At 70.2% G+C, this 14709-nt stretch carries 13 protein-coding genes; 6 read left to right on the top strand and 7 right to left on the bottom strand.

Features of this window, described 5'->3' with window-relative positions:
- From FOY91_RS17635 to FOY91_RS17625, 3 genes are all read right to left on the bottom strand, one after another.
- On the bottom strand, positions 1-610 hold a 610-nt coding region (locus FOY91_RS17635), incomplete at its 3' end, for a transglutaminase-like cysteine peptidase (protein ID WP_162527269.1).
- Positions 611-1088: 478 nt separating this feature from the next.
- Positions 1089-3311, bottom strand: a complete 2223-nt coding sequence (locus FOY91_RS17630) for a M10 family metallopeptidase C-terminal domain-containing protein (RefSeq protein WP_145154755.1) — start codon at positions 3309-3311, stop codon at positions 1089-1091.
- Between the two features lie 4 nt (positions 3312-3315).
- Positions 3316-3762: a hypothetical protein gene (locus FOY91_RS17625; RefSeq protein WP_145154753.1), complete on the bottom strand. Its 447-nt coding sequence runs from the start codon at positions 3760-3762 to the stop codon at positions 3316-3318.
- Positions 3763-4059: 297 nt separating this feature from the next.
- On the opposite strand from FOY91_RS17625, the gene FOY91_RS17620 reads away from it, so the two are divergent.
- The 3 genes from FOY91_RS17620 to FOY91_RS17610 all read left to right on the top strand — a co-directional run bounded on the left by FOY91_RS17620 (position 4060) and on the right by FOY91_RS17610 (position 7142).
- Positions 4060-4779 carry a 2OG-Fe(II) oxygenase gene (locus FOY91_RS17620; RefSeq protein WP_162527268.1) on the top strand — a complete coding sequence of 240 codons (720 nt, stop codon included), beginning with the start codon at positions 4060-4062 and terminating at the stop codon, positions 4777-4779.
- 93 nt (positions 4780-4872) lie between these two features.
- Positions 4873-5685: a crotonase/enoyl-CoA hydratase family protein gene (locus FOY91_RS17615; protein WP_145154749.1), complete on the top strand. Its 813-nt coding sequence runs from the start codon at positions 4873-4875 to the stop codon at positions 5683-5685.
- Between the two features lie 2 nt (positions 5686-5687).
- The gene (locus FOY91_RS17610; protein WP_145154747.1) at positions 5688-7142 is read left to right on the top strand and encodes a cobyric acid synthase; all 1455 of its coding nucleotides are present in this window, start codon (positions 5688-5690) and stop codon (positions 7140-7142) included.
- A gap of 515 nt (positions 7143-7657) precedes the next feature.
- Here the strand turns inward: FOY91_RS17610 and FOY91_RS17605 are convergent.
- From FOY91_RS17605 to epsC, 3 genes are read right to left on the bottom strand one after another with little or no spacing between them, the layout of a single operon-like run.
- Positions 7658-8464, bottom strand: coding sequence for a phosphate/phosphite/phosphonate ABC transporter substrate-binding protein (locus tag FOY91_RS17605; RefSeq protein WP_145154745.1), 807 nt, complete (start codon positions 8462-8464; stop codon positions 7658-7660).
- Positions 8464-9360, bottom strand: coding sequence for a fatty acid desaturase (locus FOY91_RS17600; protein ID WP_145154743.1), 897 nt, complete (start codon positions 9358-9360; stop codon positions 8464-8466). The genes FOY91_RS17605 and FOY91_RS17600 overlap by 1 nt, the downstream gene beginning before the upstream one ends.
- On the bottom strand, positions 9357-10304 hold the full coding sequence (gene epsC / locus FOY91_RS17595) for a serine O-acetyltransferase EpsC (protein ID WP_145154759.1): 948 nt from the start codon (positions 10302-10304) through the stop codon (positions 9357-9359). The genes FOY91_RS17600 and epsC overlap by 4 nt, the downstream gene beginning before the upstream one ends.
- Before the next feature lie 223 nt (positions 10305-10527).
- On the opposite strand from epsC, the gene FOY91_RS17590 reads away from it, so the two are divergent.
- Positions 10528-11820 carry an Hsp70 family protein gene (locus tag FOY91_RS17590; RefSeq protein ID WP_145154741.1) on the top strand — a complete coding sequence of 431 codons (1293 nt, stop codon included), beginning with the start codon at positions 10528-10530 and terminating at the stop codon, positions 11818-11820.
- A 79-nt stretch (positions 11821-11899) separates the two neighbouring features.
- Here the strand turns inward: FOY91_RS17590 and FOY91_RS17585 are convergent, their stop codons facing one another.
- Complete coding sequence (locus tag FOY91_RS17585) at positions 11900-12451, bottom strand: glutathione peroxidase (protein WP_145154757.1); 552 nt, start codon at positions 12449-12451, stop codon at positions 11900-11902.
- A gap of 119 nt (positions 12452-12570) precedes the next feature.
- On the opposite strand from FOY91_RS17585, the gene FOY91_RS17580 reads away from it, so the two are divergent.
- Positions 12571-13653, top strand: coding sequence for an SPL family radical SAM protein (locus FOY91_RS17580; RefSeq protein WP_338062102.1), 1083 nt, complete (start codon positions 12571-12573; stop codon positions 13651-13653).
- 27 nt (positions 13654-13680) lie between these two features.
- A partial coding sequence (locus FOY91_RS17575) for an ABC1 kinase family protein (RefSeq protein WP_145154737.1) occupies positions 13681-14709 on the top strand: 1029 nt, incomplete at its 3' end.

Here is a 14709-nt window from a genome sequence, read left to right as displayed (position 1 = left end):
CCACCAGCACGGCATGATCGGCGCGGCGCACCAAATCGCGGGCGATCACCAGCATCAGGTCGGAGGTCGGCACGCCCAGCGCGGCGAGCAGTTGCAGCTTGGCGATCGCGTAATCCTCGCAATCGCCGCGTCCTCGGGCCACCGTCTCGTCGAGGCTCGCCCAGCGATCGCCGGTGGTGCCGGGCGCATCGTTGGCGAACTGGACGCGGCGGTTGACCCAGGCATTGACCATCTGCGCCTGTGCCCGCCGGCCCTGCCCCGCGCCCGCCTTCAGCAGCGCGTGCCACGGCGTGCCTGCCCCGCTGCGTGCCGAACGGGCGGCATGGCGGAAGCGCGCTTCCAGCGGGGTACGCCCCACCGCGATGGCGATCGAGCCGAAGATGCCGCCGTGGCGCCGTGCGGTGGCGGGTGCCATCGTCTTCACGGTCGGGCCTGCCATCATCGCCGGGGCGACGCGCATCGTGGCGGCGCCCTGCGAGGCGTAGATCAGGTCCATCGCCGAGCCGCCGTCCGCCAGCGCAGGGGCGCCGGTGACGGCCAGCGCCACGGCGGCGGCCAGGGGGGAGAGGCGGAAGGGCCGGGTCGGCCGGAAGGTGCGGAGCCAGTGCATGACCGGCTTTTTCCGCCATACCCGGATAAGAAAGGCGCATGCGATTTACTGAACGGCGCATTATCAATATTGAACGATTACATAACAGTTCGATAGAGTGAACCACGTCCTGCTTGCGTAGGTTAATGTGGCATTTTCTTTTAAAGCCCCGTCACTTCGTGACGTTCTCTATCGGCGTCTCACGCTTCCAGCGCGGCGTGGGCATCGGGCGGCAGCGCCGGCCCGCTGACGAACACGTTCGGCGTGAGGATTATTCAGCCAGTGGGTGGCGTTCACCCGGCCCGGGGACGTCGCCTGCGACTCGGGTAGCCAGTCGATCCCGAGGTGTAGACACGGCCGTTCTGGGATGCGGACCGAGGCACCGCCCCTGCCCGTTCTCCGCAGCACCTCCAAGCGCATACGAGGCGAAGATCACGGTCGATCTGCGGAAACGCTCCGGCCGGGCGGGGGGAGTCCCCCCGACCGGCCGGACGCCCGATCAGCCGTAGAAGGCGTAGTCGTTCTGGGTGAGCAGTTGCCCGTTCAGCGACTTGACGAGGATGGTCGAGACATCGCCGCCGGCTTCGATATGATAATATTGCACGTGCTGGTCCAGCGCGTTGCCGGTGGCGCCGTAATGATCGAACACCAGCTTGGCGCCGGCCCCGAAGTTGACGAGCGACAGGAAGTCGTTGTCGTTGGCGGAATAGCCACCCGCGCCGGAGAAGTCGTAGATCTCGTCCTGTACACTCACCGCCCTGGAGAAATCCCCCTTGCCGATGATGAAGGTGTCGTTGCCGGCACCGCCGAACATGCTGTCCACCCCGCCCTTGCCGACGATGCGGTCGTTGCCCGCGCTGCCGGAGATGCGATCGTTGCCCGACGTGCCGGTCAGCTGGCCGTAACGGTCCGGCACAGTCGTCACCCCGTTGATGATACCGGCCTTGAGCAGTGTATCCACCCCGACGCTGCCGTCGGCAAAACGCAGCCGCTCGACGTTCACGATCGTGTCGACGCCGTCACCGCCCGCGCGCCGGTCGGTGATGGTGGCGCCGAGCCCGGTGCCGCTGGAGACGACGGTGTAATCGGCGCGGTTGCCGCTCAGCACGTAGGTGTCGAAGCCGGCACCGCCGTCGATCGCGTTGCTGCCCGAATTGCCCCGCAGCGTATCCTCGAACGCCGAGCCGGTCAGGTTCTCGAAATTGCGGAACGTGTCGCCGGCCGCCCCGCCGGTGGCGAGGCCGTTGGCGAGATTGATGGTGACGCCGCTCGTCGCCGTCTTGAAGCTGAGCGTGTCGATCCCCGCGCCGCCATCCAGCCGGTTGGCCACCTGGTTGGCGATGATGAGGTCGTTACCGCTGCCGCCGATGGCGTTCTCGATCGTGGCGCCATAGGCGATCGCGATGTTGTCGGTCATCAGGCCGTCGCGATAGGTGTTGCCGGTCAGTTCCAGATAGGCCTCGTAGGTGGCCTGCGTGCGCGGCGCGAGGCCGGCCTCGGCCCGGCGGGCGTTGATCTCGTCCAGCGTGGGGATGGTCTGCGAATAGAAGCCGCCGCCGCTGCTGAACGCACCCTCGTTCAGGTCGATGATCGAGGGCGTGGTGAAGCCCGAGAAGTCCAGCGTGTCGTTGCCGCCGGCATCCCAGATCGTCATCACCGGGGTCGGGGTGAGGTTGAAGTCGTAGGAGTCACGGCCGGCGTTGCTGTTGAAGCCGTACACCGTGTCGCCGGTCCGCGTCGTCATGTCCGCGCCGTAGATGCGCTGGATCGCGGCGACGTCATGCACGCTGGGCGTGGAGGAATAGCGGTAGGTGAGGAGCGCCCAGTCGACGTGGTTGGCGCCCGTCTCTTCGCTGTCCCAATAGGACATGATCGAATACTGGTTCGAGTCCTGATAATATTCCGCGCCATTCTCGTAATTGACTGAGAAGTTGTCGCTGAAATTATACGCGCCGGGATGTTCGAGGCCGAGCGTATGGCCCAGCTCGTGGATCAGCGTGGTCAGGCCGTACTGGCCCTCGTCGAACAGGTGGTTGCTCGCCTGGTTCGGGTTGACGAACACGTCGCCGGCGATCTCGGCGTAAGTGACCGGCTTGCCCTGCGCGTTCAGCACCGGCGACCCGTCGTCATTGGTGAGCGTGCCGTAATCATAGGGCAGATAGGCCGATGCCTGCGCCGGCCCGGTGGTGGTGTTCATGAAATTGATGTCGGCATCGCCGAATGCCTTTTCCACGAAGCTGATCGAGACGAGATCGTCCCACGACTGGATCGCATCGCGCGCGGCCGCGCGCTGATCGGCGTCGAGCGCGGAGAAGCCCTGGATCAGGGAGGAGAAGGCGGAGACGACCGTGCCGTCCGGCTGGGTGATCTGATACGGCTCGGGCAGGGTTGCGCGGGTTTCGTAGAAACCGAAGGCAATGGTGGTCAGCGGTGCGCCGTCGGGCGTGCCCTTGGTGACGGCCGGATCGTAATAGCGGTTCACATCGCCCTTGGCGCCTGCCCAGATCGCACCGGATTCGTAGGTGACGCCGCCGATCGTGAACAGGCCGTCGCCCCGGTTCAGCTGGAACGACGCCTGGTCGATCGTGAACACCGGCTTGCCCCGGATCGTGCCGCCCTGTCCGTCGACCGAGGCGTCGAGCAGCATCGCATCGTCCACGGCGACGCGGCCGAGGCCGAAGTCGTCATGGTAACCATCGGATACGGATCGTGTCAGGCCCATGATGTCACTCCTCTGTCAAACCGGGTGCCCGGCCGCCCGGCGGGCGTCTCCAGGGCAGAATGTCGTTCAGCGCCGCATCGAGCGCGACCGCGCGGGCGGCGGCACCGGCCGGGCCTTCGCGCCAGGCGGCAAGGCGGGGGGCGGCACCGAAGCGGATGCCCGCCGGCTCCAGCCCGCCCTGATAGTCGGGGCGCGCGGTCACGGCGAACACTGCCCCGTGCGGCTGCTGCGTGACGGAGGCCTGCACCACCAGCACCAGCGCGCCCGGGGCGGCGAGCGCGCGGTCGCCGATGTGCGTGCAGGCGACCGACACCGGCGCGCCGTGTTTGGCCAGCGCCAGCACCTCGGCACACAACGCATCGGATTCGACGCCGCCGGCAACCATGCCGGCCGGGCCGTACTGCGCGAGCACCAGCATCTGCTTCACCCCGCGCCAGGACGGATCACGCATCGGCAGGGCGGTTTGCGCCGTCGGTACGGGGCGCGCGGATGCCGGGTCTGCGATCACGCAGAAAACCGCGACGGTAACGGCGAGCAACCGCGCCATGCGGCAGCGGGCCGATCCACACCCCTGCACAATGCCAAACCTCCGCCGACGCCGGCGCGGGGATCCATTCCCCGACGCTGCGACCATCACATAGCCGGAGTGTTTGGCAATTAACGATATATGTCAATTGCGTTAACAATGGCGTCACGCCGATCAATCGAGGGGGTTGCCCGGACGCTACGGTTTGGCCACGCTCGCGGGATGACATCACCGCTCATTCTCGCCGATCATCACGATGCCGACGCACTGGCGGCGGCCTATGCCCGCCACGGCCGCGTCCAGATCGGCGGATTCCTCGCTGCCGATTCGGCGCGGTGGCTGGTGCAGGCGCTTGCCGCCAGCACCGGCTGGAAATTGACGCTCAATCGCGGCGAAACGATTCTCGACTATGATCGCACCGCTTTCGCCGCCTTGCCCGAGGGCGATCGTGCCGCCGTGTCGCGCATGGTGGCGGCGGGCGGGCGCGACGGGTTCCAGTTCTGCTACGATGTCATCCGCGCCGCCGATGCGATGCCGCCGGATGCGCCGCTGCCTGCCGCCACACATCTGTTCAACCGGCCCGAAACGCTCGACCGGCTGCGCCACATTACCGGCGCCGGCGACATCGCGCGCGCCGATGCCCATGCCACCCGCTTCGGCCCGGGCCAGTTCCTCACAACGCATGACGATCACATCGCCGGCAAGGGCCGCCGCGCCGCCTATGTGCTGAACCTCACGTCGCGCTGGCGGCCGGACTGGGGCGGGCTGCTGCTGTTCTACGACGCGCAGGGCAACGTGACGCGCGGCTTCACCCCCGCGTTCAACACGCTGACGCTGTTCGCGGTGCCGCAGGCGCACGGCGTCAGCTGGGTGACGCCGCTGGCGGCCGGCCCGCGCCACGCGATCACCGGCTGGCTGCTTGCCGATGAGGCCGCCGGCTAGGCCGCGCCTCGTGGCCCTGCGCCACCTTCCCGCTTGCGCCGCCGGACCGGCTGGGCGAACCACGCCGCAGCTGCACGAGCGGGAGACGACAAGGTGACTGAAGCCGGCACGGACCCGATCCTGACCGAACGGGAGGGCGCGATCGTGACGATCACGCTCAACGCGCCCGACCGGCGCAACCCGATCAGCGACCTGCCGATGATCGAAGCGCTGGAGGCCGCGCTGCGCGCCGCCGAGGCCGATCCCGCCATCCGCGTGGCGATCCTCACCGGCGCCGGCCCGGCCTTTTCGTCGGGCGGGGACGTGCGCAAGATGGTGCCGGGCGGCGGTCTGCGCGATGCGCTGCCGGCGCGCACGCGGATCAACTACAAGGCGGGCATCCAGCGGCTGCCTTTGCTGTTCCACGACCTCGAACTGCCGGTGATCGCCGCCGTCAATGGCCCGGCAATCGGCGCGGGCTGCGATCTGGCCTGCATGTGCGACATCCGCATCGCCGGCACGAGCGCGCGCTTCGCCGAGAGTTTCGTCAAGGTGGGGCTGGTCCCGGGCGACGGCGGCGCGTGGCTGCTGCCGCGCATCGTCGGCTTCTCCCGCGCGACCGAGATGGCGCTGACCGGCGACCCGATCGACGCGGCGGAGGCGCTGGCCTACGGCCTCGTCTCGCGCGTGGTGGCCGATGCCGACCTGCTCGACACCGCCCGCGCCATCGCCGCGCGGATTGCGGTCAACCCGCCGCACGCCGTCCGCATGACCAAGCGGCTGCTGCGCGAGGGGCAGACCGCCACCCTGCCCGCGCTCCTCGACCTGTCCGCCGCGATGCAGGCGCTGGCCCACGCCACCGCCGACCATGAGGAGGCCGTCGCCGCCTTCACCGCCCGCCGTGCGCCCGTATTCACCGGGCGATAGGCATGGGAGCATTGATGTTGCAGGGCACCGGCTCGGATGTCGGCAAATCGGTGCTGGTGGCCGGGCTGTGCCGCGCCTTTGCCAATCGCGGGCTGACGGTGCGCCCGTTCAAGCCGCAGAACATGTCGAACAACGCCGCCGTCACCGCCGACGGCGGCGAGATCGGCCGCGCACAGGCCACACAGGCGATCGCGGCGCGGGTGGCGCCATCGGTGGACATGAACCCGGTACTGCTGAAGCCGCAGGGCGACCGCAGCTCGCAACTGGTGGTGCGCGGGCAGGTGCGCGGTACGCTTGCCGCCGCCCGCTGGCGCGAGGGGCGCGAGGGGCTGCTGGTCGAGGTGGTGGAGAGCTACCGCCGGCTGCGGGCCGACAGCGACATCGTCGTGGTCGAGGGCGCCGGCTCCCCCGCCGAGATCAACCTGCGCGGCGGCGACATCGCCAACATGGGCTTTGCCCGCGCCGCCGGCGTGCCGGTGGTGCTGGTGGGCGACATCGATCGCGGCGGGGTGATCGCGGCGCTGGTCGGGACGCGCGCGGTGATCGATCCGGCCGATGCGGCGATGATCCACGGCTTCCTCGTCAACAAGTTCCGCGGCGACCCGGCGCTGTTCGACGACGGCTATCGCGCGATCGAGCAGCGCAGCGGCTGGCGCGGCTACGGCGTGGTGCCGTGGCTGGCCGACGCGGTGCGCCTGCCGAGCGAGGACGCGGTGATCCTCGAACGCCCGCGCGGGCGCTACGACGGGCGGATCACGATCGCCTGCCCGATCACCCCGCGCATCTCCAATTTCGACGATCTCGATCCGCTGCGGCTGGAGCCGGGGGTGGCGCTGGTGATGGTGCCGCCGGGCACGCCGATCCCCCCCGCCGACCTGATCGTGCTGGCCGGATCGAAGGCGACCATCGCCGACCTCGCCTTCGTGCGCGCACAGGGGTGGGATATCGATATCACCGCGCACCGTCGCCAGGGCCGGCCGGTGCTGGGCCTGTGCGGCGGCTACCAGATGCTCGGCCGGCGGGTGGCGGACCCGGACGGGATCGAGGGGCCGGCGGGCGCGGTGGACGGCCTGGGCCTGCTCGACGTGGAAACCGTGCTGGCCGGCGCCAAGACGCTGACCCGCGTGACCGGCACCGCGCTGGGCGCACGGTTCGAGGGGTATGAGATGCACGTCGGCGACACCGCCGGCGCCGACACCCGCCGCCCGATCGGCCGCTTCGACGACGGGCGCGGCGACGGCGCGACGAGTGCCGACGGGCTGGTGACGGGCAGCTACGTCCACGGCCTGTTCGGGCTGGCGGCGCAGCGGGCGGCGTGGCTGGCGAGGCTGGGCGCGGCAGGCAGCGGCCCCGATCACGCCGCCTCGATCGACACCGCGCTGGACGCGATCGCCGAAACGCTGGAGCGCCATGTCGACGTGGCGGGCCTGCTGACGCTTTCGCAAACCGCGGCCTGACCGGGCCGGTTCGCGCTATCGACTGCTCGTGGCGCCATGCGACGGAGTCGATGGGCCGAGGCCTGCCATCAGGCGGGCATGGTCCTTCTTCTGCGGCCAGAGCGGTTAGCCTCGTCGTTTCATATCATGACCGGATCGTCGCGGTGCGGCCATGATGTCCCTCATTTCAGCGCAGGCACCGTCTCCCGTGGCATCGCGCCTATCGCCCGTGCGGCCATTTTCGATGGCCGGCGTATCCAGCGCCTGCAATTTCGGGACATAATGCAGCCCTCGACTTCATCCCCGAAGCTGTCTGCCCCATCCCTCCCCGAGCGCGTCGAGGGGCGGGCCATGCGGAACGACGCTCCGTGTCCCGCCTTTGCCCGGTACAAAAGCGCGGTGGCGCTCCGGACAAGGCCGGGCACCGATCTGGCGCTCACGATCCCCTCGGGAAGCCACCGGAGCTTGCGCTTTGAAGGAATGGGGCAAGTCTTGCCAAGACCGGCCTGCCCCAGGATTGGCGGCCCCGCCCCCGATCACGCCAGCGTCGGATAGCCGGCGCGGATCGCACGCTGCTCCAGCGCCAGCAGCGCCTCGTAGCGGGCGGGGGCGATGCGGGCGAAGTTGCCGATCATCAGCGTCGCGCGCGTCTCCTCCAGCGCCGGATCGGCCGCCACCTCGTCCAGCACCGCCCCGATCGCGGCGACATCGGCATCGGACGTGTGGATCGAGGTCACGAGCGGCAGGCCCGCCGCGTCGGGCGTCCAGGCGACCGTGCGAAGGCGGGCCGCCACGTCAGGCTCCCACCGCTGGAGGTGGGCGAAGGAGACGACATCGATCGCCGCCACATCGGCGCGGCCCTCCGCCACGGCGCGGGCGCTCGCGTCGTGCCCCCCCGTCACCACCACCTCCGAAAAGAACGGCGCGCGTGCCGCCAGCGGGGCGATGGCCGCGCGGAACAGGTTCATCCCGCTGTTCGACCGCCACTCGTTCACTGCCGCACGCGCGCCGCGCAGATCCGCCGCCTTCTCCGCCGGATCGTCCGCCCGCACCACGATGCGGCTGCGATAGCGCGCACCGGAACACCCCGCCACGCGGTAGCGCGGGGTGGCGACATAACGCAGCCGCCCGCGCCCGGTGGTGACGAACGGATAGCCGCAGGTCTGCCCCAGCAGCAGCGCCGGATCATCCCACAGCTCGCCCAGCGGGCGGGCGCGATCGAGCGCTTCGGGCACATCCGCCACGCCGCGCGCCGCCAGCCGCGTGGCGATCGCCTGCCACAGGCGGTCGTTGGCGGCCCGCACCTCGGGCCGGTCGTACATGCCGAGCGATGCGACGCGCATCAGGCGTGGTCGGGATGCAGCACGGCGTCGTGCGCGCGGAACAGGTAGCGCCGGGCGACGTCGCCATAGCCGGCGTACACCAGCCCGCCATTGTCAGACAGCAAGGCGGCGCGGTGGCGGCGATGATAGGCCGGCAGCGCGAACCACGGCACCCCCGGCGCGCGGTGATGGGCGGCGTGGAGGTTGTTATTGAGATAGAGCAGCGCCAGCGGCCCCGCCCGCTCCACCAGCGCCACCCGATGCCCCGGCAAGTCATTGGCGCGATGCTCCGCGAACGAGCGCAGCAGCGACAGCGCGGTGCCCGGCCAGACGAAGAACAACACGTAGCGCAGCACATCGAACCGGCAGACATGCAGCCAGACGAGAACGGCGGCCACCGCCAGCAGGTGCGGCCCCCACTCCCGCGCCACGGCGGCGGGATCGACGCGCGCGCGGTGCACCTCGCCCATGAGGAACCGCGCCACCCCCAGCGGCGGGCCGAGGATCAGCCGGCCGAGCAACGTCGCCTCCACGCGCGCCACACCGCGCGCCACGGCGCCCGCAAGCCCCGGCCGATGCGCCAGATAGCGCGACTCGGGATCGTCGAACGGGTCGGTGATGGCGGGCGAGTCATGATGCTCGATATGCGTGCGCCGATAGGTGGCGTAGGGCAACCACAGCGACAGCGGCACGCTGCCGATCAGCGCGTTCAGCCGCCGGCTGGCGGTCGGGTGGCCGTGGATCGTCTCGTGCTGGAGCGAGCCGTGCCATGCCACCAGCCAGCCGCCGGCCAGCAGCAGCAACCAGCCCGGCAGCTCCGCATGCCACCATGTCGCCGCCAGCCAACCGACATGGATCGCCACCGCCACCGCCACGGTGGGCCATTCGGAGGGCCATTCGATGCGCCGCGCCGTCATGCCAGCAGCGCCTGCCGCCGGGTGGAGATGCGCGAGCGGCTCTCCGCCTGCGTCACCTGGCTGTAGGGCGCGACATCCTCGACCAGCCACACGTTGCCGCCGATCGTCGACCCCTGCCCGATGGTGACGCGGCCGAGGATGGTCGCGCCGGCATAGATCACCACGTCGTCCTCGATGATCGGGTGGCGGGCGTAGCGTTCGCGCACCCCCTCCGGCCCGTCCGCACGCAGCCGCCGCGCGCCGAGCGTGACGGCCTGGTACAGCCGCACCCGCGCGCCGATGATCGCCGTCTCGCCGATCACCACGCCGGTGCCGTGATCGATGAAGAAACTTTCGCCGATCGTCGCGCCGGGGTGGATGTCGATGCCGGTGCGCGAATTGGCGATCTCCGAGATGATCCGCGCGATCAGCGGTGCGCCGAGGCCATGCAGCCGGTGCGCCAGCCGGTGGTGGATCACCGCCAGCGCGCACGGGTAGCAGACGAGGATCTCGTCCACGCTGCGCGCCGCCGGATCGCCGAGATAGGCGGCCTCGACGTCGGTATCGATCAGCGAGCGGATATCCGGCAGCGCGGCGGCGAAGTGGCGCAGGATGGTGACGGCATCCTCCTCGACGAAGGGCAGCCGGCTCTCCACGCTCCAGTAGCGCAACTCCAGCCGCACCTGCACCAGCAGGGCCTCCAGCGCGCGGCGCAGCACACCCGCGACATACACGTCCTCGTCCGCCTCGCCGTGCGCCTCGCCCAGCCGCTGCGGGAACAGCGCGGCGCCCAGGTCGCCGAGGATGGCCTCCACCCGCGTGCGTGAGGGAAAGCCGTTCACGCCGGCCTCCAGTTGGCGATGATGCGCGCGCCGCCACGCGTGGCGCGCCGTCCGCAGCCCGGTGCCGATCGCCTCCAGATCCCACGGCGCGGTGACGATGCGATGGGGTGCCGCCGCGTCGATGCGTTCGGGCGGCGCTGTCTCCGTCGTGTCGTCGGCCAACTGATCTCTCCGTGATTGTCGCGTGCCGGTCAGGTCGGCTCGATATGTCTAGCGAGCCGATAGATAAGAAGGTCGAAAATCTATCCGGTCCCCAAGGCACCGTTGCAAACGGGCGTGCGGCGGTCCGACACGCCGTCACTTCGGCTTTGCGTGGGCGCGCGCCGCGTTGTAGCGGCGTCCGCCCATGCCGCAGCCCCTCCCCTTCTCGATCGGCCTCGATTTCGGCACGACCAACTCCGTCGCGGCGGTAGCGCGGGATGAGGTGTCCGATCTCGTGCCGCTGGCCGCGCCGGGCGGGGCCGATGAGGTGTTCCGCTCGGCACTGTGCTTCTGGGAGGACGAGGCCGTGCGCGGCGGCGTGGCGTGCGAGGCCGGGCCGTGGGCGATCGCGGAATATCTCGATTACCCGCAGGGCAGCCGCTTCATCCAGTCGTTCAAGTCGGTCGCCGCCAGCCCGCTGTTCGAGCATGCGACCGTGTTCGAACGGCGCTATCGCTTCGAGGATCTCGGAGAGCGGTTCATGGAGCGGCTGGCCGCGCGGGCCAGCGGGGCGCTGGCGGGGGCTGCACGCGTGGTGGTGGGCAGGCCGGTGGAATATGCCGGCCACCGCCCGGACGCGGCACTGGCCCGGCGGCGCTACGACGCGGTGTTCGGCCGGCTGGCGCCCGAGGTGCATTATGTCTTCGAGCCGCTGGGCGCCGCCTACAGCTATGCCGCGCGCATCACCGATCCGGCGACGATCCTGGTGGCCGATTTCGGCGGCGGCACCAGCGACTTCTCGGTCGTGCGGATCGCGGCGGCGGGGGCTGCGCGGCGATGCGTGCCGCTGGGCCATGCCGGCGTCGGCATCGCGGGCGACCGCTTCGATTATCGCATCGTCGACAATCTCGTGCTGCCGCTACTCGGCAAGGGCGGCTCCTATCGCTCCTTCGACAAGGTGATGGAGATACCGCGCGGCCACTTCGCCGACTTCGCCGACTGGTCTAAGCTGGCGCTGATGCGCAACCGGCGCACGCTGGCCGAACTGGACAAGCTGCGCCGCACCGCGCTCGATCCGGCCGCGATCGGCCGGATGATCGCGGTGATCGAGCAGGAGCAGGGCTATGCGCTGTACGATGCGGTCGGCCGGCTGAAGCGCGATCTGTCGTCGGCCGAAACCGCGCACTTCGTTTTCAACGGCGGCGGCGTCGCGATCGAGGCGGCGGTGACGCGCGCCGCCTTCGAGGGCTGGATCGCCCCCGACATCGCCCGGATCGAGGCGGCGATCGACCGCGCGCTCACCACCGCGGGTGTCGGCCTCGACGCGATCGACCGGGTGTTCCTGACCGGCGGCTCCTCGCTGATGCCGCGCATCCGCCGGCTGTTCACCGATCGTGTCGGCGAGGCACGGATCGCCACCGGCGGCGAACTCACCTCGATCGCGCACGGGCTGGCGCTGATCGGCGAGCAGGACGACATCGCGGCCTGGGCGGCCTGAGAGGCCTACCCGCAACGATGTCGGCCTGAGAGGCCGGCCCGCAACGATGCCGGCCTGACAGGCCGCCCGGGTAGCCGCCCTATTCGCTGGCCACCAGCTCGCGCTCGATCGCGGCCACCAGCGCGGGATCGTCCGGCGTGGTATCCGGGCCGAAGCGGCCGACGACCTCGCCATCGCGGCCGACGACGAACTTCTCGAAGTTCCAGCCGATCTCCGGCTCCGGTGCCGCCTCGATGCCGTGGCCGGCGAGCATCTTGCGCATCGACTCGCCGTTGACCGCCTTGGGCTGCGCCTCCGTCAGCGCGGCATACAGCGGGTGCTTGTCCGGCCCGAGGACGCTGATCTTGGAGAACAGCGGGAAATCGACGTCGTAGGTCGTCTTGCAGAAGTCGGCGATCTCGGCGTCGCTGCCCGGCTCCTGCCCGCGAAAGTCGTTGGCGGGGAAGCCCAGCACCACCAGCCCCTGATCGCGATACTTGCGATAGAGCGCCTCGAGCCCGTCATACTGCTTCGTCAGCCCGCACTTGGAGGCGACGTTGACGACCAGCAGCACGCTGCCGTCATACGCCTTCAGCGTGGTGTCGCTGCCGTCGATCGTGCGGATCGGAACATCCTGCAGGGTGGTCGCCATCATCGTCTCTCCTTGGTCCGGGCGAACGGGTATCAGCGGCGGCGCGGGCTGGCCAGAGTCGCCCGATGCTATTCTGTGCGTGCCGCTGAACAAGCCGGGTCGCCACCCGTTCGATCGGGGTGACACCCCTGCCCCAGACCCGGACCGATCGCGCGTGGCTGCCGCGGCGACTGCTCGTGACGCGATCGGCGCGCGATTTCGCGCATGGCCGGGGGATCGTGGCCCGCGCGGCCGCAAGCGGCGTGGAGATCGTCGAGCTGGCCGGTGACCGCCTCACGCTCGGCCTGCCGGACGATCCGCGCCGGGCCTATGCCGAGGCGAAGGCGACGCTCGCGGTCGTGGTGGCGCCGCCCTCCAGGCGCCGGTTGCAGCCGATCGCGCCGAGCGCGGACTGGCGCGTCGATCTGGCGGAGGGCTGCCCCGCGCATTGCAGCTACTGCTACCTCGCCGGGTCGCTGAAAGGCCCGCCGATCACGCGGGTGTACGCCAATCTCGACGAGATACTCGACGGGTTGCCCGTCTATCTCGGGCAGGGCACCATCACCTCGCGGAACGAGGCGCGCGCGCATGAGGGCACCACTTTCGAGGCGTCGTGCTACACCGATCCGCTGGCGATCGAACCGCTGACCGGATCGCTTTCCACGGCGATCGCATGGTTCGGGCGGTGGCGGGCGGACGCACAATTGCGCTTCACTACCAAGTTCGCCGACGTGACGCCGCTGCTCGGGCTGGATCACGCCGGCCGCACGCGGATGCGCGCCTCGATCAACCCGCGCGCCTTCACCCGGTTCGAGGGCGGCACCTCGCCTGTGGCCGCCCGGCTGGCGGCGCTGGGGCGGATGGCGCAGGCGGGCTATCCGGTCGGCCTCACCATCGCGCCGATCATCGCCGCCGAAGGGTGGGAGGCGGCCTATGCCGCGCTGATCGAAGATGCCGCCGCCGCGCTCGCCGGTGTGCCCGGGCTTGACCTGACGGTGGAGCTCATCACCCACCGCTACTCCCCCGGATCCAAGGCGGTGCTGGAGGGCTGGTATCCCGGCTCCGCGCTGGACATGGGCACGGGCAACCGCGTCACCAAGCGCACCAAGTTCGGCAGCGAGAAGCAGGTGTACGACACCGCCACCATGCGCGCGCTGCGCACCTTCTTCGAGCGGCGGATCGGCGAGGCACTGCCCGCCGCGCGCCTCCTCTACTGGACATGACCCCGACGGGTGAAAGGGACGAACCGCATGGCGAATGACGGACGCGAGGTGCCGAGGGGCCGGCTGGCGCGGTTCGGCCGCTTCGGCCGGATGGCGGGCGGGGTGGCCGGCGGCATGGTGGCCGAGGGCGCGCGCCGGCTTGCTGCGGGCGAGCGGCCGAAGATGAGCGACATGCTGCTCACCCCCGCCAACGCTACGCGCGTGGCCGATCAGCTCGCCCACCTGCGCGGCGCCGCGATGAAGCTTGGCCAGATGATCTCGATGGACGCCGGCGACATGCTGCCGCCCGAGCTGACCCGCATCCTCGCCCGCCTGCGCGACGACGCGCACCACATGCCGCCACAGCAGCTGGACAAGGTGCTGACCGCCGAGTGGGGCAGGGACTGGCGCCGCCGCTTCCGCCACTTCCAGGCGCACCCCATCGCCGCCGCCTCGATCGGGCAGGTGCATCGCGCCGATATGGCGGACGGGCGGACTCTGGCGATCAAGGTGCAATATCCCGGCGTCGCCGCCAGCATCGATGCGGACGTGGACAACGTCGCCACGCTGCTGCGCGTCTCCGGCCTGCTGCCACGCGAGATCGACATCGCGCCGCTGCTGGTGGAGGCCAAGCGCCAGCTGCACGAGGAAGCGGACTATGGGCGCGAGCGGGGGATGCTCGAACGCTACGCCGCGCTGGTCGGCGACGATCCGGCCTATGCGGTGCCCACGCCTGAGCCGGCGCTGAGCACCCCGCGCGTGCTGGCGATGAGCTTCGTCGCCGGCGACCGCATCGAGACGCTGGAGGAACGCCCGCAGGAGGAGCGCGACCGGGCCGCCGCCGCGCTGATCGCGCTGGTGCTGCGCGAGCTGTTCGGCTGGGGCATCATGCAGACCGACCCGAACTTCGCCAACTATCGCTGGCAGGCGGAAACCGGCCGTCTGGTGTTGCTCGACTTCGGCGCCACGCGGGAGATTCTGCCCGCCACCCGTGCCGGCTATCACCGCCTGCTGATGGCGGGCCTGTCGGGTGATCGCGACGCGGTACGCGAGGCGGCGGTGGCGGCCCGGTCGCGC

The organism is Alterirhizorhabdus solaris (assembly GCF_007785815.1).
Classification (GTDB): domain Bacteria; phylum Pseudomonadota; class Alphaproteobacteria; order Sphingomonadales; family Sphingomonadaceae; genus Alterirhizorhabdus; species Alterirhizorhabdus solaris.
The sequence above is the reverse complement of the archived record's forward strand: the minus strand, read 5'-3'. Positions and strand labels throughout refer to the sequence as shown.

Excerpts from the sequence above, each read along its gene's own strand:
- FOY91_RS17630 (WP_145154755.1), bottom strand. The coding sequence starts at position 3,311 with ATGGGCCTGACACGATCCGTATCCGATGGTTACCATGACGACTTCGGC.
- FOY91_RS17625 (WP_145154753.1), bottom strand. The coding sequence starts at position 3,762 with ATGCGTGATCCGTCCTGGCGCGGGGTGAAGCAGATGCTGGTGCTCGCG.
- FOY91_RS17620 (WP_162527268.1), top strand. The coding sequence starts at position 4,060 with ATGACATCACCGCTCATTCTCGCCGATCATCACGATGCCGACGCACTG.
- FOY91_RS17610 (WP_145154747.1), top strand. The coding sequence starts at position 5,688 with ATGGGAGCATTGATGTTGCAGGGCACCGGCTCGGATGTCGGCAAATCG.
- FOY91_RS17605 (WP_145154745.1), bottom strand. The coding sequence starts at position 8,464 with ATGCGCGTCGCATCGCTCGGCATGTACGACCGGCCCGAGGTGCGGGCC.
- FOY91_RS17600 (WP_145154743.1), bottom strand. The coding sequence starts at position 9,360 with ATGACGGCGCGGCGCATCGAATGGCCCTCCGAATGGCCCACCGTGGCG.
- FOY91_RS17590 (WP_145154741.1), top strand. The coding sequence starts at position 10,528 with ATGCCGCAGCCCCTCCCCTTCTCGATCGGCCTCGATTTCGGCACGACC.
- FOY91_RS17585 (WP_145154757.1), bottom strand. The coding sequence starts at position 12,451 with ATGGCGACCACCCTGCAGGATGTTCCGATCCGCACGATCGACGGCAGC.